The 20,513-nt window shown below is 35.8% G+C and carries 23 protein-coding genes and 1 riboswitch; of the genes, 1 reads left to right on the plus strand and 22 read right to left on the minus strand.

Annotation, left to right across the window (positions count from 1 at the left end; all coding sequences use genetic code 11):
• Nucleotides 1-178: 178 nt before the first annotated feature.
• From EKM66_RS06050 to mraZ, 14 genes are all read right to left on the minus strand, one after another.
• Nucleotides 179-1,000 (minus strand): DivIVA domain-containing protein, encoded by an 822-nt coding sequence (locus EKM66_RS06050; RefSeq protein ID WP_125762643.1) that lies wholly within the window; start codon nt 998-1,000, stop codon nt 179-181.
• 16 nt (nt 1,001-1,016) lie between these two features.
• Entirely contained in the window at nt 1,017-1,814 is a 798-nt protein-coding gene (locus tag EKM66_RS06055; protein WP_125762645.1) for a YlmH family RNA-binding protein, read from the minus strand.
• On the minus strand, nt 1,814-2,080 hold the full coding sequence (locus EKM66_RS06060) for a YggT family protein (protein WP_125762647.1): 267 nt from the start codon (nt 2,078-2,080) through the stop codon (nt 1,814-1,816). Before EKM66_RS06060 ends, EKM66_RS06055 begins: the two co-directional genes overlap by 1 nt.
• A gap of 18 nt (nt 2,081-2,098) precedes the next feature.
• A complete protein-coding gene (locus tag EKM66_RS06065; RefSeq protein WP_125762648.1) occupies nt 2,099-2,503 on the minus strand; it encodes a cell division protein SepF in 405 nt (134 codons plus the stop codon).
• 53 nt (nt 2,504-2,556) lie between these two features.
• A complete protein-coding gene (ftsZ, locus tag EKM66_RS06070) occupies nt 2,557-3,798 on the minus strand; it encodes a cell division protein FtsZ (RefSeq protein ID WP_125762650.1) in 1,242 nt (413 codons plus the stop codon).
• Between the two features lie 46 nt (nt 3,799-3,844).
• Complete coding sequence (ftsA, locus tag EKM66_RS06075) at nt 3,845-5,194, minus strand: cell division protein FtsA (RefSeq protein WP_125762652.1); 1,350 nt, start codon at nt 5,192-5,194, stop codon at nt 3,845-3,847.
• Between the two features lie 77 nt (nt 5,195-5,271).
• Nucleotides 5,272-5,973 (minus strand): cell division protein FtsQ/DivIB, encoded by a 702-nt coding sequence (locus EKM66_RS06080; protein WP_164505062.1) that lies wholly within the window; start codon nt 5,971-5,973, stop codon nt 5,272-5,274.
• A gap of 19 nt (nt 5,974-5,992) precedes the next feature.
• Nucleotides 5,993-7,099 (minus strand): undecaprenyldiphospho-muramoylpentapeptide beta-N-acetylglucosaminyltransferase, encoded by a 1,107-nt coding sequence (gene murG, locus EKM66_RS06085; protein ID WP_125762656.1) that lies wholly within the window; start codon nt 7,097-7,099, stop codon nt 5,993-5,995.
• Nucleotides 7,099-8,469: a UDP-N-acetylmuramoyl-L-alanine--D-glutamate ligase gene (murD, locus tag EKM66_RS06090; protein WP_125762658.1), complete on the minus strand. Its 1,371-nt coding sequence runs from the start codon at nt 8,467-8,469 to the stop codon at nt 7,099-7,101. The genes murG and murD overlap by 1 nt, the downstream gene beginning before the upstream one ends.
• Nucleotides 8,470-8,483: 14 nt before the next feature.
• On the minus strand, nt 8,484-9,449 hold the full coding sequence (gene mraY, locus EKM66_RS06095; RefSeq protein ID WP_125762660.1) for a phospho-N-acetylmuramoyl-pentapeptide-transferase: 966 nt from the start codon (nt 9,447-9,449) through the stop codon (nt 8,484-8,486).
• A 39-nt stretch (nt 9,450-9,488) separates the two neighbouring features.
• Nucleotides 9,489-11,651, minus strand: coding sequence for a penicillin-binding transpeptidase domain-containing protein (locus tag EKM66_RS06100; RefSeq protein ID WP_125762662.1), 2,163 nt, complete (start codon nt 11,649-11,651; stop codon nt 9,489-9,491).
• Nucleotides 11,648-12,019, minus strand: coding sequence for a cell division protein FtsL (gene ftsL, locus EKM66_RS06105; protein WP_125762663.1), 372 nt, complete (start codon nt 12,017-12,019; stop codon nt 11,648-11,650). The genes EKM66_RS06100 and ftsL overlap by 4 nt, the downstream gene beginning before the upstream one ends.
• 16 nt (nt 12,020-12,035) lie before the next feature.
• Nucleotides 12,036-12,986, minus strand: coding sequence for a 16S rRNA (cytosine(1402)-N(4))-methyltransferase RsmH (rsmH, locus tag EKM66_RS06110; protein WP_125762664.1), 951 nt, complete (start codon nt 12,984-12,986; stop codon nt 12,036-12,038).
• Nucleotides 12,976-13,407, minus strand: a complete 432-nt coding sequence (mraZ, locus tag EKM66_RS06115; protein WP_125762665.1) for a division/cell wall cluster transcriptional repressor MraZ — start codon at nt 13,405-13,407, stop codon at nt 12,976-12,978. Before mraZ ends, rsmH begins: the two co-directional genes overlap by 11 nt.
• Nucleotides 13,408-13,641: 234 nt before the next feature.
• Here mraZ and EKM66_RS06120 point away from each other — a divergent pair, with 234 nt between their 5' ends.
• Nucleotides 13,642-13,761 carry a DUF4044 domain-containing protein gene (locus EKM66_RS06120; RefSeq protein ID WP_125762666.1) on the plus strand — a complete coding sequence of 40 codons (120 nt, stop codon included), beginning with the start codon at nt 13,642-13,644 and terminating at the stop codon, nt 13,759-13,761.
• A 54-nt stretch (nt 13,762-13,815) separates the two neighbouring features.
• Here EKM66_RS06120 and thiT read toward each other — a convergent pair whose 3' ends face one another.
• From thiT to EKM66_RS06160, 8 genes are all read right to left on the minus strand, one after another.
• Nucleotides 13,816-14,388 (minus strand): energy-coupled thiamine transporter ThiT, encoded by a 573-nt coding sequence (thiT, locus tag EKM66_RS06125; RefSeq protein ID WP_125762667.1) that lies wholly within the window; start codon nt 14,386-14,388, stop codon nt 13,816-13,818.
• Between the two features lie 50 nt (nt 14,389-14,438).
• Nucleotides 14,439-14,538, minus strand: a riboswitch (TPP riboswitch).
• Nucleotides 14,539-14,565: 27 nt separating this feature from the next.
• Complete coding sequence (minD, locus tag EKM66_RS06130; RefSeq protein ID WP_125762668.1) at nt 14,566-15,366, minus strand: septum site-determining protein MinD; 801 nt, start codon at nt 15,364-15,366, stop codon at nt 14,566-14,568.
• A 2-nt stretch (nt 15,367-15,368) separates the two neighbouring features.
• Nucleotides 15,369-16,031, minus strand: coding sequence for a septum site-determining protein MinC (locus tag EKM66_RS06135; protein ID WP_125762669.1), 663 nt, complete (start codon nt 16,029-16,031; stop codon nt 15,369-15,371).
• The gene (gene mreD / locus EKM66_RS06140; protein WP_125762670.1) at nt 16,028-16,570 is read right to left on the minus strand and encodes a rod shape-determining protein MreD; all 543 of its coding nucleotides are present in this window, start codon (nt 16,568-16,570) and stop codon (nt 16,028-16,030) included. The genes EKM66_RS06135 and mreD overlap by 4 nt, the downstream gene beginning before the upstream one ends.
• Entirely contained in the window at nt 16,570-17,433 is an 864-nt protein-coding gene (gene mreC / locus EKM66_RS06145) for a rod shape-determining protein MreC (protein ID WP_125762671.1), read from the minus strand. Before mreC ends, mreD begins: the two co-directional genes overlap by 1 nt.
• 42 nt (nt 17,434-17,475) lie before the next feature.
• Nucleotides 17,476-18,477, minus strand: a complete 1,002-nt coding sequence (locus tag EKM66_RS06150) for a rod shape-determining protein (protein ID WP_125762672.1) — start codon at nt 18,475-18,477, stop codon at nt 17,476-17,478.
• 93 nt (nt 18,478-18,570) lie between these two features.
• A complete protein-coding gene (gene radC, locus EKM66_RS06155) occupies nt 18,571-19,209 on the minus strand; it encodes a RadC family protein (protein ID WP_125762673.1) in 639 nt (212 codons plus the stop codon).
• Nucleotides 19,210-19,229: 20 nt separating this feature from the next.
• The gene (locus EKM66_RS06160; RefSeq protein ID WP_125762675.1) at nt 19,230-20,480 is read right to left on the minus strand and encodes a bifunctional folylpolyglutamate synthase/dihydrofolate synthase; all 1,251 of its coding nucleotides are present in this window, start codon (nt 20,478-20,480) and stop codon (nt 19,230-19,232) included.
• Between the last annotated feature and the right edge of the window lie 33 nt (nt 20,481-20,513).

Genomic DNA, 20,513 nt, shown 5'->3' on the forward strand with positions numbered 1-20,513 from the left:
TTTCACCCCTCTGAAATTAAAAAGAACCCATCCAATTCTAGGACGAGTTCTTCGTTATACCACCTATTGGTAATTGATTATAAAGTTGTTTAAGAGTCGATATACTAAATAAATTATTTTACTAACCTCACACCATACGTTAGCTCGCTGAAAAATGTTTTATAAAGTACTTATTCTCTTAATTATCAGATTCCTCGTTGTCATCGTCACCTGCATCGTCATCGGCAAACTTAAAAGTTGGAGCATTTTGCTCATGACTAACTGTATAAGGATCAGCAGGTTTCTCATCGGGAATATTGTTATTATAGTTCATTTGTTCGTCATTGGGAATGGTATCTGATGAATTTTCATAATCTGTTTGATTATTTTCATAATTCTGTGTTGGATCTTCATAATTATTTTGACCAGAATCATCAGAACTTTGATCAAGGTTCTGATTATCATTTTGGTCATAATCATAGCCGCTATTCATCCCTACACGCTGTTTCAAATCATCACTGGCAGTGTCCTTAGATAGTTGATCCCATTCAGGACTTTCAATCATACTCAATTGTTGACGAAGTATTTCTTGAAGCCCTTGCCTATAATCAGCTGACTTCTTCTTTAGATCATCTGTTTCAATCGTAACTTGACGAGCTTTGCTTGAAGCATCCTCAAGTATTTGATTAGACTTAGCAGTTGATTGATCAAGCAGATCACGAGCCTTCTTTTGAGACTCCTCAACAATTACTTGAGCTTCTTGTTCAGCATTAGTTTTTACCTTATCCGCTGCATCTTGAGCCACAATAATAGATTGGTTCAACGCGTCGCGCATATCAGTAAAATACTTCAACTGTTCCTTTGTGTCTTCCAATTCCTTTTGTATCTGCTCATTCTTTTGCAGGGCAAGGTCGTAATCTTGAGCAACCTGTTCTAAAAATTCATCAACTTGATCGCGGTTGTAACCACGGAATTTATTATCGAATTCCTTATCATGTATCTCTATTGGTGACAATACCATAATCTCACGCCCCTATTTATTTATTAATGATATTAACAAACAAAATATATTTATTTCCTTTTGACTTACCCATAATATCATTAATTCTTACTCGACCATAGCCACGTACACTAAGTGTGTCATTGATCGTTACAAAAGAACTTGCATTTTTATTAACGACCCAATTAACTTGAACATTTCCATGTTCAACATGAGTCTTAGCTGTTTGCCTAGACAAATCGTATGCAGTCGCAACTACAGTATCAATTCGTAACGAGTGCACATTGATAACTTCATCCTGTGAATCGTCTTTTGGTAGTAACAGTTTCTTAGGATCTTCTTCAATCAAATGAACCTTATACGGTCCAATCTTAGTAACTTGTTCCGATATAAACTCTCCCATTTGATCAAAAACAAAAAATTGCCAACGGTCACCATCAGTGATGATGTCTCCGAAATGATCACGCTCAACCCCGGAACCAGTAAGTGATCCCAGAATCTGACCATGATGCAAATTAGCAAACTTCTCAGGATATCTGATTTCAAACATTTGAATTTTAAAATCAGATTCCTTCGATACAAAATAGTCAGGAGCAATTATACCCCTGACTCTCTCTGCACCCTCAAATCCGCCAAAGTAATGAACATATAGATCATCATACTTATTGACTAGATTATTCAAAATCAATTGTTCTCTTAAATTCAGAAAATCAGTTAATTGAGGTATATACATAGTTTGCGTTCTAAGTAGCAGATCGCTCATTTTATCGATAAAAGGCTTTTCTTCCGGACGAAAATATCCACTTTTTAAGCTTACATTTTCTTTATCTGTCATTAGATTATCCAAAAAATCACTTTCTGTACTAATTCTAAAATTATCAAAGCAATCAATGGGGAAAAATCAATCATCCCAAATGTTGTTGGTATAACCTTTTTGATTGCATTGAAAAACGGTTCAACCAATCTGGCTACAATTTGTCCGAATGAAGACTGATATAGCCGAGGAATAAATGTCATTATGCAGTATACAAATACAACAAATTCATAGAGCTGAAATATACCTGCGATGACAAACGGTAAACCATATAAAATTTGATTCATAGAGTTCCCCTATCTTTTTTATTCATTTAATTCAGGAATACTTCCATCAATTTCAAATTTGGGTGGAGTGCATAAGAAAATCTTGTCTCCAACACGTTTGATTTCACCGTTCAAGGCATAAATCGAACCCGTTAGAAAATCAACGATTCTCTTAGCTTGTTCATCATTAATATTATTGAAATTAACAATTACAGCTTTGTTATTCAAAAGTTGTTTAGCAACTAACTTAGCATCTGAATAAACACGAGGTTGATAAATAGCAATCTTACTATTACCAGGTCTTGCTTCATTTGCTGAATTCATCGAAACAACTTTCTCATTGCCAGAATAATCGGCAGCTGGTTGTTGTTCAGTGCTTGATTGTTCATCATAGCTGTCTTCGTCATTAATTCCAAAGAAATTACCTAACTTTTCAAAAGCCATAATAAGTTTCTCCTTAATCTAATTACACACATCAACTGATCATGCGTAACTTATTATCTATTATTGCGTCTCTTAAAGATTGGAGGAGTAGAGTCATCGTCGTTATCATTCAAGTCAATTGTTTCTGGCTTCTTGAAGATTTCGAAATCACCTTTTTCTCCAGATACATCCTTACTAGATGATGAATCTTGGTTAATATCCCAATCTGCTAAAGGATCACTTGATTGTTGTTGTTTTTGTTGAGGAGCTTGTTGTGGAGTATCATTTTGTTCATTTGGATTGAAAGCAGCGTTACGGTTATTTAACTGTGGACGCTTAGGAGATGGCTTCTTTTTGTCTTCTGTCTCAACACCTGTAGCGATAACTGTAACTTTAACTTGGTCTCCAAGAGTTTCATCAATTGAAGTACCGAAGATAATATTAACATCTGAAGTAGCTTGTTCTGAAACAATTTGTGCGGCATCTTGTGCTTCAAATAATGACAAATCAGGACCACCAGTGATGTTCAATAGGACTTGTTTAGCACCGTCAATTGAAACTTCAAGCAATGGTGATGAAATAGCCTTGTTTGTTGCATCAGTAATTCTGTTCTCACCATTAGCAGTACCAATACCCATTAGAGCTGAACCTTGGTCTGACATAATTGTCTTAACATCAGCAAAATCCAAGTTAACGTATCCAGGAGAAGTGATCAAATCTGAGATACTTTGAACACCTTGGCGAAGAACATCATCAGCAATACTGAAGGCTTCACCCATTGGTGTCTTCTTATCAACGATTTCCAATAATTTACTATTAGAAATGATAACCAAAGTATCAACATCTTTTTTGAGTTCAGTAATACCATCAGCGGCAAAACGTGAACGTTTTGAGCCTTCAAATGCGAACGGACGTGTCACAACTCCGACAGTTAGCGCACCACTCTCTTTAGCAATTCCCGCAACGATAGGTGCAGCACCTGTACCAGTACCACCACCCATTCCGGCAGTAATAAAGATCATGTCAGCTCCGTCCAAAGCTTCTTTGATTGATTCTTCACTTTCTTGTGCAGCCTTTTGTCCAATTTCAGGATTTGATCCGGCTCCAAGACCTCTTGTAAGTTTAGGGCCTAATTGAATTTTAGTTTCAGCTTTTGAGCTTTCCAATGCTTGAACATCAGTATTTGCAGCAATAAACTGCACACCATTGATACCAGAGTCAACCATGCGGTTAACAGCGTTACCACCAGCTCCACCAACACCAATGACTTTAATAACTGCCCCCGTATTGTTATTTGAATCCAATGAATATTCCATTAAGGAGTTCCTCCTACTACTTTTATCTTAATAATTAATGTTTGATTTAATCGAAAAACTTGCTCCAGAATTCTTTAAGCTTTGAGACCTTCTTTTCCTTTTCAGGCTTTGAATTCTCAGCCATCTTCTTTTGCTCAGTTTCTGACTGAACAGAAGTAGCTGTTGTCTCTGTTTGTGGTCGGTTTTGTTCTTTAACAACTGTTTGAGAAGCCGCCTTTTTAGTACTAATTGCAGCACCGTTAACCACATTATCAGCAATAACACCAATATCATTCAATCTTGATGCGTATGTCACAAGACCTAATCCCAATGAATATGATGGATAACGCATTCCCATTTGTGAAGGAACATAGCTTCTAACTTTGACATCAAATACTCGTTTTGCAAGTTTCTCAATGTTAGGGGTAGCTGCCACTCCACCAGTTAATACGATTCCACCTGGCAATGACAATGCACCTGCATCAGCCAATGGATCTTTGAGTCTTGTAAACACTTGCTCAAGTCTAGCTTCAATTACTTCAGCTAAATATTCTTCAGAAATAGATTCAGGTTCACTTTTTCCGACAACTTCTACGCTGATGTTCTCATCAGTATCGGCATCATCTGAATCAGCATTCCCATAATAAAGCTTTAATTGACCAGCATTCTCAATTGTTGTATTTAAAACAACTGAAATATCATGTGTAACATAATCTCCACCTTCAAAGTCGACCGTTGAAAGTTTCAAATTATGGTCGTGAACAACAGAGGCAGTAGTTTGACCAGCACCCATATCAATAATGACAGCTCCAAAGTCACTTTCACCGTCATTCAGAACGACTTGGCTAAGTGCCATAGGTGAAATCACCTTGTGAATTATATTCAAACCTGCTTGTTGAATTGCTTTTTTAGTATTATGAACGATTGTCTTCGGCGCAGTATAAATGATTCCTTTCATTTCGAGACGAACACCAATCATGCCTCTTGGGTCACGAATGTTGTTAAAACCATCTACAGAAAATTGTTTAGGAATCAATGAAACTACTTCACGCTCACTAGGTAAGTTTTGAACCATGGCAGCAGCCATAACTTGTCTTACATCGTTTTCATTAATTTCTTTAGATTGGGAACCAACTGCAATCATTCCTTGGCACTTTTCGATCTGGAGCATGTTAGCTGATATAGCAACTACAACATCACGTATCGTTATATTTGCCTGTGTTTCTGCTTTTTTAACAGCCTTTTTGATTGCACCGGCAGCCTTGTCTATATCGACTATAACGCCACGGCTTACTCCTTCGGATCTTTCGCTTCCAACGCCAACAACACTTAACTTGTCATTTGACGATTCAGCAACCACTACTTTGATTGAATTGGTACCTATATCTAGACCTACAAAAAATTCAGAATTGTCCATTAATCGTGGCAGCCTCCCTTACCTAGAAAAAAATCTATTCATTAGAAAATTTTAACACAAAAATGAGTATATTAAACCTATTTCTTATCTTTAAACGGATAAGAATACGCACCTACTTCAAGATTAATCATACCTTTCTTTTTCATCTGTGAAGCGATACCAGGATAATACTGCATCTTGTTCTGAACCGTTCTAATATCAGCAACCACTTTGTTCCCATCATTCATGTCAATTTTGACACGATATGGATCCAACTTAGTTGGTGAATTATAAAATTGTGATACATTTGTTCGAACACTATCAGGTAAATTCTTATATATATCTGATATTTTCTTTAAATCTTTTTTAGTATTAAAACCACTATATATCGGATAATTACCAATAGGAGCTTTCATCTTTTGATCAATAATGCGCCCATTGTCGATTATCCGATAATAGTATCCATTTTTATAAATAAGTCCCAAAGTACGATACTCAGTCACATGTATCTCAAGGTCTCTAAAGTTATGACTTCTGAATGAAACTGACTTGATAGAAGGGAGTTTTTTTTCTGTTTTTTTGGCAATTGAACTTTTTTCAAAAAAAACATTTATCAGAAGTGAATTGTCAGTGATCTTGGTAGCATCTATAACCTGCTGTGCACCTAAATCATTGACACCTTTAACGGAAATATTTCTAACTTTGCTTAAAGGAGAACCAAGATACGCTATGAAGATAATTACGATAGCAATGAAAGAAATTATAACGTTTTTGACTGTGCTACTTTTTTTCTTTGCCATCATAAAACCTCGTTCTTATTTATTTTACTAAATCAGTTAATACTTTTATCAATCGATCTGACGCATCTGGAACACCAATTTTTTTAGATGCTTGCGACATCTCTGACTGGATCTCATCACTGTTCATGATTTTATTGATTTCATCAAAGAATAATTCATCCGTTAAATCAGATTCCGGTATCATCTTTGCCGCACCATTTTTAGCAACGGTCATCGCATTCTTTGTTTGATGATCATGGGTTACATATGGACTAGGAATGAAAATTGATGGAATACCTAACGCTGTTATTTCAGCAATGCTGGTTGCACCTGAGCGACCAACAATCAAATTAATATCAGGTAATATCTCAGGCATATTATCAATATATGGTAATACCGAGATATTTTCACTATTTATGTACTTTTTATCGATTTTTTCAATCACAGAATCATAATGAACTCTACCTGTAACAAACAAGACTTGATAATTCTCTTTTGAAAACTTCTCCATAGCACTAATTGCGGCCTTGTTGATCGGAGCTGCACCACGAGATCCACCAAAAATCATGACGGTTGGAACACCTGGCTTCAAACCAAATTCGCTCAAACGATCATTCGGCTTAATTCCAACAACTTCTTGTGCTCTTGGGTTACCTGTGAAGACAATCTTACGTTTTTCGGAAAACTGATCTTGAGCCTCTTTGAATGCGATAGCAATTCTATCTACAAAATGTCCAAGAAACTTATTAGTTACTCCAGCAATAGTATTCTGCTCATGAATAACAGTAGGAATATGCTTACTATGTGCCGCATAAACGATCGCACTTGAAACATATCCACCAGTACCAATAACAATGTCTGGTTTAAAATCTTTAATGATCTTTTTAGATTTGCCAATACTCGACAAAAATAGTTGCATGACTTTGACATTTTCAAGTGTCAATTTACGTTTAAACCCACTAATTTCTATAGTTTTAAACTTCAATCCTGCCTGTTTGACTATTTTGCTTTCTAAGCCCTTTTCGGTACCAACGTATAATACGTCTTCGATCATGTCACGTTCCTTCAGGCGCTTAATCAGAGCCATTGCAGGATAGATATGACCACCAGTACCACCGCCAGAGACGATAACTCGTAGTTTAGCCATTAGTTTTCCCCTTTTAGTTCTTCGACCTCATCAATGAATTGGTCTCCACGTTGCTCGAATGTATCAAATTGATCCCAACTTGCAGCTGCTGGCGAAAGAAGAACAACATCATCCTCGCTACTTTGACGATATGCTTCCGGAACAGCTTCTTTCAAATTATTAACTTTTGTAATACTACTGATTTCAGCTTTCTTAGCGGCATCAACCATCTTGTCCGCAGTTTCACCATACAAGATGATGTCTCTAACTTTGCCCTTTAGATATGGAACTAAATCATCAAATCCATTACCACGATCAAGTCCACCAGCAATCAATACGATTGGTTGTTTGAATGCACTTAACGCAACGATGGTTGCTTCAGTGTTAGTTGCCTTAGAATCATTGTAGAATTTTCTGCCATTTATTTTATCGACATATTGGATACGATGCTTAACACCTTTAAATGAAGCTAATACATCGATGATATCTTCATTGCTTACATCGAATAGTTTGGCAACATTAATTGCAGCCAAAGCATTTTGAACGTTATGTTCACCAGGAACTTGAATAGAATCGGTGTTCATAACAAATTCTTTATTAAAGTAAATTTCGTTATCTCTTATATATGCACCGTCATCAAGAACTTGTTCATCAGAGAATGGACGAATAACTGCCTTAGATTGCTTGGCAAGATTTCTCCATTCTTCGGTATTCCAGTTAACAACAAAGTAGTCATCTTTAGTTTGATTCTTAGTAATATGCATTTTTGCTTTGATGTAATTTTCACGTGTTCCATGAAAGTCTAGATGTGTTGAATAAATATTGTTTAGCACTGCAACGTGTGGGTGAAGATCAATAGTTCCTTCAAGTTGGAAACTAGATAATTCAGTTACCACAACATCGTCTTTTGTCGCCTTTTGAATAACGTTTGAAATCGGAATACCAATATTACCAGCATAATATGACTTCTTAAACTTAGGTGAATGTGCCAACATCAATTGAATCAAAGTAGTTACAGTTGTCTTACCATTGGTACCTGTTACAGCAACCATAGTTGCATCAGAAAAACTATAAGCAATCTCTGGTTCTGTGATTACTGGAACTCCAATTTCTTGTGCATGTTTGATCAATTCATTTGAATACGGAATACCAGGGTTCTTGACAACGTAATCATAAGACGAATCCACTAATTTAGCATCATTACTGCCTGTGATAACGTTAAATCCATCATCCAAAAGCTGCTTTGCTTCATCGTTACCTTCTAACTTATTAGAATCAACAACTGTGACATCTGATCCCATTTTCTTCAAAAGTTTTGCGACCGCAAAACCACTCTTTGCTAATCCTAGAACTAAAAATTTTTTATTTGCATATTTACTTTCTGTTTTCATAAATGACTAACTTCCTACATAAATAAGATTAAATAAATTCCTGAACAAATTAAACCAACGATCCAAAATACAATATCAACTTTCCACTCATTCCAACCAAGCATTTCAAAATGATGGTGAATTGGTGTCATTTTGAAAATACGACGATGGAAAACTTTGAATGAAAATACTTGCAACATAACACTTGCTGTTTCAATAACATAAACTAATCCAATCAATAGCAGTGACCAGTAACGTCCCAACAAAATTGAGATGGCTGCAAGACCAGCACCAAGTGCTAATGAACCAACATCACCCATAAAAATCTTAGCTGGTTTGTGGTTGAATACTAGGAATGCCAACAATCCACCTACTACTGCAAAACAAACAACAGCTAAATCATATCTGTTTTGATAAAGTGAAATAATTCCGTATGTGGCATATGAAATTGTTCCTAATCCACCCAAAAGGCCATCAAGTCCATCAGTTAAATTAGTTGCATTTGAAAATCCAACCAGCCAGAACATTGTAAATAAAGTGAAAATGATCACTGAATCAACTGAAAATACACCTGGAATAGTAAAGTTAAATTGCAATGAATCATTGTTGTACACGTATAAGAAAATTGCACCAACAAGAATTTGTAATAATAACTTCTGCCATGCTCTTAAACCAAGGTTTCTCTTCTTAAAGACTTTGATGAAATCGTCAATAAAACCAATACATCCATAAAGGATTATTACAAAAGTGGTAATCAATAATGAATGTGTTAATTGTCCTTGCCAAGCACCAACCCAAATACTAGTAACAGCAGTCGCTAAGATTATTAGCAAACCACCCATTGTAGGTGTACCTGACTTCTTTTCGTGCCATTTTGGTCCTTCTTCACGAATGGATTGACCTTCTTTATGTGCAACAAGATATCCAATCAAAAACGGCATCAATATCGCAACTATCGCAGCTCCACTCGCTATGTCTATAACAATGTGACTAAGTTCCATAAAAATCCCCTTAACTATTTTTAACAATTTTATTGAAAATTATTGATTTTTCAAAGTAACTATAATTTTACCACTGTCACTAATTACATGGCCCTTTTCTACGGATTGATCTGTTACATATCCGTCGCCTTTTGTCGTTACATTAGCTCCAGTTACTTCTGCAAACTTCATAACATCATTCTTTGACCAACCAGTCAAATCTGGCATTGTCATTGCACCATTTGTCAAAAGAACAATTCTTTGACCTGGCATAACCTTCTCACCACTGGCTGGAATCTGTTGAACGACCTTATTTCCGGTACCAATGATACCAGATAGTAGTCCAAGCTGTTTTATCTTTTTAACTGCATCAGTTGTCGTATCGTCCAACAAACTCGGAATACTTACATATTGATTACCAGTATCAGCCGCACTACTTGATGCCTTTCCTTGACTAACCAATCTTTTTACTAGTGGATTGAAGACTTCCGAAAGAATTCTTTCTGGAGATTCAGTCATTTGCTGTGGCTGTTTCATAGTTACATACACAATATAATTGGGATCATTATAAGGAATCATTCCTGCTACTGAGAATATATAGTTATTCGATCCTGTCATATATCCGCCATTTGGTGAAGCAATTTGAGCAGTACCGGTCTTAACTCCCACTTTGATTCCAGGAACGTTGTAAACCAAACCAGTACCGTAATTCTTAGTTACAACTTGGCGCATCGCATTTTGAACTTGTTTAGCAGTACTTGCCTTGATTGGAGTACCAACAACTTCACGTTTATACGATTTAGTCGTCTTTCCAGTAAGCGGATCAACTATTTTTTGAATAATATGTGGTTTGATCATCTCACCATTATTTGCAATGGCAGAGAATGCTTGAAGCATTTGTACAGCATTAACGTTGACACTTTGACCAAACGCAGTCATTGCCTGATCACTGGCATGTTTATAAGAAATACTTCCAGCAACCTCACCAGGAAGTTCGATATTGGTTTTCTTGCTAATGCCAAACTTCTTCATATAATTCATCCAAGTTTTAGAACCCATCTCTTCTTCAAGATGAACCATACCAACATTGGATGATCTTGGAAATGCCTCGGATACAGGGATATAGCCCCATCCGGCATTGTTCCAATCGTTAATTGTACGTCCGCCCACTTCAACAGAGCCTGATTTATACAACTCATTAGGTCTGTAATTCCCAGAATCTATAGAAGCAGAGAGCGTCAGAATCTTCATTACTGAACCAGGTTCATACTGATCCTCAACTAATGTATCACGCCAACTATTAGATATTCCCTTACCAGTAGTAGGATTAAAAGTTGGTCGTTGAGTAGCAGCTTCAATGGCACCGGTCTTAGCATTCATCACGACTATCTGTAAATTCTTCGGTGCATACTTATCAGAAATATTTTGTGCCAATATTTCTGTGTATTGTTGAATTCTACTATTAAGCGTTAGATAAATATTTGAACCATCAACAGAGTTCTTTTCAATCACTTGTGAATCAGGTAATTCGTTACCTTTGGAATCAACTTTATTGATCTTTTTACCATTCTTACCAGTGAGTAATTTATTAAAATACTTTTCAATACCCATTACACCGCTGATATTACTGTTTTCATCATTAGCATTATCTGCCTTGGTAATACCAACTAAATTCGTGGCAAAAACACCATTGGGATAAGACCTAGAAGGTAATTCTACAAAATGAATACCTGATAAGTCAGCCTTTTTTATTTTGTTTTTTATTTCAATAGATAATCCACGGCCAGATTGACCAAATTCAACTTGATAAGCTTTTTTATTTTCTGGATTCAAATATTTTAGAATTTGTTTCTTCGACAACGGTAAATATTTGCTCAATACCGATGCTGTCTTCTTCTTATTAGAGACGTAGTCTTTCTTACCGTCACTAGTCTTTGAAGATTTATCCAAAACAGCATAAATATTATAAATCGTAGAATCTCCAGCAATCATATCGCCATTGGCATCCAAAATATCTCCACGCTTGGCATTGACCTTGGAAGTTCTCTGGTATTTCATTTTCGTTCTTTGTTCCAAATTTATACCGTTATAATGCTTGCCTGTTGATATAGAAGTGAATCTCCATATCGCGGTAACAAAAAAAAGGGCAGTCACAATCAAAATTGAAAAACCAACGATTTTATGATTGCGTCTTGCCTTATTTAATTTATTTTCAGATTTCATTTTGATACGTTCCTTACGTTTTTGTTACTCATCTTCAAATCATGTTTTTTGGCAAAGGCTGAAAGACGGTCAAAACTTGTCATTTCAGAAATTTCCTGACGTAAGTTTACGTTGTTCGTATTTACTTTGGTGATTTCAGTTGTTATTTGATCCAGATTATTTTGAGCGGAAGTCATAGAAACTTTGACACTTACCAAACTCACCATCAAAGCCAATGTCAAAAGACCGAGCCCAACTATCAAAGTGGCCTCTAATTTTGACAATGCTACTTTATGCTTTGTGGCGGTCTTAGGTGCTTCAACAGGGTTGAATTGTGGTTGTTCTACCGCTTCGTAATTTGTAAGGTTTCTAGCTGTACTTTCTCTCATAATAAATTCTCCATGACTAAATCTTCTCAACAACTCGTAATTTCGCGCTATGTGCACGGTTATTTACTTCTAATTCGTCTTCACTTGGTAGAATCGGTTTTCTAGTGATTTGTTTAAGAGGTGGTTGCAAATTATCTGGAACCACGGGTAGTCCTCTTGGTAAATCAATTTCTGAATTTTCTTTGAATATATGTTTCACAATTCGATCTTCTTTTGATTGGAAGGTTATAACACTGATTCTTCCCTTCGGTGCAAGCAGTGATATTGCCTGTTCCAAAGATCTTTCAAGTGAACCTAATTCATCATTGACAGCAATTCGGATTGCTTGAAAAATTCTCTTAGCTGGATGACCACCGGTACGTCTCCTAGCAGCTGGAATAGCATTTTTAGCAATATCTGCCAATTCCAGAGTAGAAATTATGCGATGATCTTCTCTTATTCGTTCGATTGAACGAGCAATTTGCTTAGAAAACTTTTCATCACTATATTTATAAAAAATACTTACCAATTCATTATATGACCAGTCATTAACAATTTTTTCAGCATCTAAATCCTGACGCTGATCCATACGCATATCCAAACGTGCTTCTTTTTTATAACTGAATCCACGTACGGCATCATCAAATTGTGGTGAAGAAACACCAAGATCATAAACTATTCCATCGACCTCAGTAATACCTATGTCATTCAAGCGTTCTTTCATGTTCTCGAAATTATCACGGATCAATACTAATTTGTTACTACCAATAATATCTGCGTTACCCTGAATCTCTTCTCCAGCTTCAATGGCTGTTTCATCGCGATCAAAAGCATAAACAGTACTATTGTTCATCCTACTGAGTAATTCTTTAGTATGTCCTCCACGACCAAAGGTAGCATCAACAAAAATGGCGTTATCCCGTGGGTTAACCTCATCAATTGTCTCTTTTAGTAAAACTGTTTTGTGTACAAATTCATTAGAAGTCAAAGTCTGTCATTTTCTCCGATATTTCTTCAAAATTGTCTTCGGCTTGTTGGCTGAATTCAGTCCATTTGTCTTCGTCCCAAATTTCAATTCGATCAGAGACACCAACTACCACGCAATTCTTTTTTAATTTAGCAAATTCAGTTAAAGATGTAGATAAATTAACTCGTCCTTGTTTATCAAATTCTACCTCTGCCGCAGCAGAATAAAAGAATCTGGTAAAAGCACGTGCATCTTTTTTAGTTAAGGGTAGTTTGTCCAGCTGTGCTTCCAATTTTCCCCATTGAGCCATGGAATATCCAAAAAGGCATCCATCCATACCACGAGTAATCACAAAAATATCCCCAATTTCCTTACGGAATTTTGCAGGGATAATTATTCGACCTTTACTATCGATGGTGTGATGAAATTCTCCCATGAACATCCACAGTTCACCTCAATTCTTTAACACTTCTTAATTTACCACAAATCACCACAATTAACCACTTGATATTGGATAATTGGTAAAGCACTTTCTAAAAACGTTTTACATATTGATACGTCAACATATAACATGGTGGGGGATTTTTCTAAAATCTAATCATTTTGGAGACAAATCTTGCATATTGTTGAAAGGTGAAGTAACATTTCACTATATAAAAACTAGGTGGTGGAAGGTTTGAACGACGAAAAAAAGCCTAAAAGTACTTTAACCAAATTCACTCAGATATTTGTATGGGTAATGATTTTGGTAACTGTTGGTGGAGTGATTCTTGGATCACTCATGAGTTTCATTTAAATAAAAAGGAGGTTGTATGTCCCTACTCGGACACGCAACCTCTTTTTATTTTATTTATTCTTTAACAATAATGAACCTCTTAAATACTCGACTAAGCACAACTAATAGTACCAGCAGCATGATCATGTTCGCTATAAAACTACCGCCATTAATTACCAATGAATAGATCCAAGGGTTCATTGACTTTGGTGCATATGCTCCCCAATAAATACCACCAGCTAAAAAATGTAGAAAGTACTTAACTAGAAATCCTAATGCAGAATACATTATTATTAATCCCAATGCATTTTTACCAGATTTTATTTGTGACTTAACTTGGACACTGCCAAGTCCTACCAATCCAACAGCCGCAAAAGCTAATGGATATTCTACTAGTCCTTGCAATGGATTCAAGAAACCACCACTGCTGAACCCTTTAAGAATCAAATCCAAAATTCCCCAAACAAATCCCGCCATTAATCCAGGCTTTGCACCTCGTCTGAGTGCATATATTGCCATCGGAATTAATCCATATTCCACTTGGATCGAAGAAACACCTAAATCATGTGGAACAAATGATAGTGCTTGAGCTGCAGCAACAATTATTGCACCTTCAGTTAGCACGACTAAACTATTATTTTTTGACACAAAAAAACTCCCTTCTGATTTAAGCCATCACAAGAGAGTTCGAGTTTTTACATACTTGAACAACACTATCCCTACGCATGAATTAACATAACAGGTTTAAAGGGTCTGAACTTAATCACTCTCAGCCAATCGGCTCCCCCTGTGTTGACTATTCAATTTAACAACATTGTACCATTACTACTTTTTTCTACCAAATACTCTGCTGAAAAATCCAACTTTTTTTGTATCATTGAATATATCTAACGGAATACTTTCACCAAGCATTCGATGAGCGATATTTCTGTAACTATGACCGGCATCACTATTTTTATCAGAAACAACAGTTTTGCCAGAATTAGAGGCTGCAATAACCTCGTCTTCATCAACCACTACTCCTAATAATGGAATACGTAAGTGATTAACAATATCATCAATTCTCATTGAGGTTCCTTCGTTTATCATATTCTTACGCACTCTATTAATAATTAAATGTGGAGTTATCGGCATTTTCATACTTTCCAGAATTCCAACCACACGATCAGCATCACTTACTGAAGCCAACTCAGGGTTAGTAACCACAATAGCACCATCCGCTACAGTAACAGCATTTTGGAATCCGTATTCGATACCGGCAGGACAATCGATAATTACAAAATCAAATCGCTGTTTCAAATAAGTAACGATTCTTCTAACAGAATCTTGATCCAAAACATATTTATCTGCAAATTGTGATGCAGCCAATAAATACAAATTGTCTTCAAATCTAGGATCTCTAACCAAAGCTTGTGATAAAACCACTCGATTTTGAGCAACATCGACAATATCATAAACAACTCGGTTGGTTAAACCCAAAACAGCATCCAAATTACGTAACCCAATATCAAGATCCACCATGCAGACCTTTTTACCCAAACTAGCTAAGACGGAACTAATATTGGCAGTAGTCGTAGTCTTACCAACACCGCCTTTACCAGACGTTACAACAATAGATATTCCCATAACTAAACCGTCCTTTTTCTAGATTCATTCATAACCTCTTTGTAGTCTTGCAAATCATCAACGCTGATAGAATGCATTTCATCAATATATGCAAACTGATGATTATGCAACTTGTCAGCGTTGTCTTCTGTAATTATCTCAATTACATCAGCAATTCTAAGCTGTGCGGCATTTTCCAAATTACCAAAGATTGCTGCACTAGTGTTGTCGGGATAGCCAGCTTGGACTATTCCTTCAACCTGACCCAGAATATACATTGAACCCGTCGTAGAAATCTTAGCTCCCTCATGAAGAACGCCTAAGAATAGGACATCCCCCTCAAACTCAAGCTTTTGACCACTACGGACAATACCAGTTTCAATTGTCATTTTATTAGCTTTCAATAGCTCTTCAACATCTTGTTTATCTTCAACATTAGAAATAATATCTTTGATCTCGATTTGAGGATAATTTTTAAAAACGGTCTTAACGGTCTTTCTTTGTTCCTTAGTCAAAAGCCGATTCCCGGTCTTAATAGTAAATTGGATAACGTCATCATCAGTAGATCCGATATTCTGCTTGAGAATCAATGTCTTTAAGTCCTTCAAAGCTTGTTCGAAGTCGCTTCCATCGTTAATGATTACAACAAATCCCTCTTTACTACCTTTAAGGGTGACGTTACTCATTTATTTTCCCTCCGATATTTGACCAACCAATCACTAAGATTAGCTAACGGAATATATAGAACGAAGAAAACAATCATATTCCAAAGTAGTGTTGGTCCTAATACATAAGTTATGAAGTCCAATACATCTGTACTTGTTTGTTGAAGCAATCTTTCTAAAACATAAATGCCTGTTTGTAAAAATGTTAATGCTAAGAAATAAATTGATAGTTCATATCCAATATTTGCTTTGATAAATAAGAATTTAAAATGATCGATTCCGATCATAATCAGAGGTAAGAGAACTGTATACAAACCAATAATTCCAAAATAATATGAGTCATACATAACACCAAAGATTATTCCATAAGTCAACAAATGACGACGATTATCAATTCTCATTGATAATAAAACAATTGCCATCAACATGATCTGTGGAAGAATCATGAAGTTACCTGTGTTCATATTATTTAAGAACGCCCACTTCATTAGACCATCCAGATAAAAAGCTAGCAGCACAAATATAACTTGTCCGACGATCTTTTGAGTTTTGATATTCATTATCTTTCACCACTAACCTGTGACTTGATGATTGTAACAACAGTAAAGTTCCTTAGCTCAGCTGCTGGAGTTATATAAACAGAATTAGTCATACCATAATTATCTTTTTTAATTCCGTATACTTTACCGATATATAGACCACGAGGTGTAACTCCACCCAAACCAGAAGTCATAACACGCTGACCCTTTTTAATGCTCTTGGTATCGTTAACATTCTCCATAACCAACTTACCTGAATCGCTATCGTAACGACTTACGACTCCAGTAATTGAATTATTGTTGTCACCCATGATCTCTGAAGCAAACTTATCATTTAATTCATTATTAGTAGAAATTAATTCAACCTTAGAACTGATTTTATCAACTTCAATAATACGTCCGATTAGTCCCTTACCTGACATTACTGGCATATTCTTTTTCAATCCGCTCGTACTTCCACGATTGATAGTCAAATAGCTTTGCCAGCTACTTGGTGAACGTGACAAAACAGATGCATTTACAGTTGAATAATCAGTTAATGTAGCATCTAACTTAAGCTCTTCTTTTAATTTCTTATTCTCTTCTTGAACAACTTGTAATTTCACTTTATTTTGTGATAATTCATCAATTCGAGCTTTCAAATGTTTATTCTCAGTATACGTATTGTATAGATCAGAAAACTCAGATGAAACATTCTTTAGTGCATTAGTTGGATATGCAAATACTCCACCCACAACACTAACGACATCATTACCTACTTGCTGAACGGCAGGAGGAGTGTCTTTGTTATCTCGGATATTTACCGTAACCGCTAAAAGCCCAAAAGTCACGATAAGAATTACCATCAAAATGATTAACTTTTTGTTTGAAAAAAACTTTTGCATTGCTTCCTCCTACAGTAAACAAAAAAAACGGGATTAACCCGCTTATTTTTGACGACGCATTACATCGATATTTTTAAGTGATTCTCCAGTACCGATGGCTACACAATCTAGTGGGTCTTGAGCAATGAATACAGGAACTCCAGTTGCTTCAGAAATTACTTCTGGCAAATGATGTAATAATGCTCCACCACCAGTAAGTACAATACCATGGTCAATAACATCGGCAGCAATCTCAGGAGAAGTTTCTTCAAGAGTCTCTTTGATTGTTTCAATAATTTCCTGAACATCTTCATGAATGGCTGTAGCAATATCTTCACCAGTCAATTGGATAGTCTTAGGAAGACCTGTAACTAGATCTCTACCACGGATTTGCATTGTTTCAAGCTCTTTAGCTTTTTCGATTGATGCTGAACCAACTTGAATTTTAACGTCTTCAGCAGTTCTTTCACCAATTTGTAAGTTGAAGTTTGTCTTGATATAAGCTGAAATAGAATCGTCGAACTTATCACCAGCAACTCTAATAGAACGTGAGGAAACAATACCACCAAGTGAAATAGTAGCGACATCAGTAGTACCACCACCAATATCAACAACCATATTACCTGTTGGGTCCATAACTGGAAGTCCCGCACCAATAGCTGCTGCAAATGGTTCTTCAATTACATAGGCTTCTCTAGCACCCGCATGCTGAGTAGCTTCAATAACAGCTCTCTTCTCAACTTCTGTAACACCACTTGGTACACATACCATAACAGAAGGTTTTGAATTACCTGCAGTCTTTTCAATGAAGTATTTCATCATTGCTGCTGTTGTATCATAATCGGCAATCACACCATCTCTCATAGGACGGATTGCTGAAATACTGCCTGGAGTACGACCAATCATCTCACGAGCATCTGAACCGACAGCGACGATTTCTCCAGTATTATTGTTCTTTGCAACTACTGATGGCTCGTTTAAAACGATGCCTTTACTTTCAGCATAGACAAGAGTATTAGCAGTACCTAAGTCTATACCTAACTTTTTTGATCCAATACCAAACAATTTATATTCTCTCCTTTAAAGTACACACCACATTTTACGCTATCCAAAATTATATCATACAAAAGGCCAATTTAAAGTAGTCCAATGACATACCTAAATAAATTTTTGTGTTTTTAAACTCAAATATGCATTTTTTGTAACAATAACATGATCTATCAAGTTAATTCCCATCAACCGACAGCATTTATTCAACCTCAACGAGAACTTCTTATCGTTCTCAGACGGTATCAACAATCCGCTAGGATGATTATGAGCAATGACAATCTGAGTAGCTGACACATATAATGCTTCCCTAATAATATCTCGTGGATGCACCGTAGCAGCATCAGCTGTTCCCACAAAAACAACCTTTTCTTCTATTACGCGATGACCGTTATCTAAATATACAGCTATTAACTTCTCTTGTGGTGAGTTCCCAATTTTTTTAATTAAATGTTCACTCAAACTCGACATATCAACGACATGATTCAATAACGAATCAGCTTCTAATTTCCGTTCGCCTAATTCAATTGCAGCCATAACTATACAAGCTTTGGCTATACCAATTCCTTTTTCATTTAATAATTGTTCCATGTCGAATCGCAAATTCTGAAATTTAAATGCAATTTTATCTGCAATTTCTGTTACATTCTGTTCTTTCGTACCGTTACCTAGTAATACCGCGATTAATTCTTTTGTTTCTAATGATTTGATTCCATTCTGTATAATTCGTTCTCTTAAGTTTAACATCATACAAAAAATTACGAGAAAAATTATGCAAAATACGATTCTAATTCTGAAACTAAGTAAAAGGATCCAGTTATCAACAAAATCTGATTACTTTTCAAACTTTGTACATGATCATCCAAGTATTTTCGATAGTTATTAATATAAGAAACATTTGGAAATTTACTCAAATCATAATCATCCGCTTTTGCAGCGCGTGGCATATCCAAACTAGTAACAAAAATCTGCTTTGTATTCTTGGCTAGAAGATGCAAAATATCATGACGATTTTTGTCCTTCATTCCAGCATACAAAACAATTATATCTTTATTAGGCTCATTTGTTATTAAAGAATTGATTAAATTATCAATTGCCGCCAAATTATGCGCTCCATCAAGGATAATTAATGGATTATTTTGTACAATTTGTAGTCTTGCCGGGATCTCATTTAATTCAATGTGACTAACAATTTCAGGTAAATCAAATTTTCGACCATGTTTATTTTCAAAACATATAAATGCTTGTATAGAAATAGCCGCATTTATTGCCGAAGTCTTCTCGATCCCATTACACTCAATTTTAACATCTCCAAAATCAAAATGGATTTTGAAGTCATCAATTACTAAATTCTTAATTTTTAAATTATGATCATATTCAAATACTTGGCTATCCAATTCTTTGGCCTTGTTCAAAACAATACCTCGAACTGTTCCAGGTAAATAGCCGGTAACAAGTGGAACATTTTGTTTGATGATTCCCGACTTTTCAATAGCGATATCTTGTATTGTGGGACCGATTATCTGTTCATGATCCATCTCGATTGAGGTTATTACTGACACATCCGGAGTAATGACATTAGTCTTGTCATGAGCTGCTCCAATTCCGACTTCGATAATTGCAACGTCTACTCTTCCACTAAAGTATAGAAATCCTAAACATGTCACAAATTCAAACTCTGATAATTCCATTTCATCTATACAGTCAATAATTTTATTAGTTAATCGCAACAAATCGGCATCGTTTATCATTTGATGGCTGATTTGAATTCTTTCATTAAATACTTTGATAAATGGTGATGTGAACATCCCTACACGCAAATTGTCAGCCTCTAACAAATTAGATAGGTAGTTGCATGTACTTCCCTTACCATTCGTACCAGTTACATGAATCGTTGGATAATCATTTTGAGGATTATCTAACTTCTCTAGTGCTGACTTGATTCTATCTAGCTTATTGGTCCGGTGAAACTTCGGCAAAGAGTGAATATAGTCAATTGCTTCTTGATAATTTTTCAGCATTTCATACCCTTCTCAACAAAAAAAGGGGAAGAC

Source organism: Companilactobacillus hulinensis (genome assembly GCF_003946555.1).
Taxonomy (GTDB): Bacteria; Bacillota; Bacilli; order Lactobacillales; family Lactobacillaceae; genus Companilactobacillus; species Companilactobacillus hulinensis.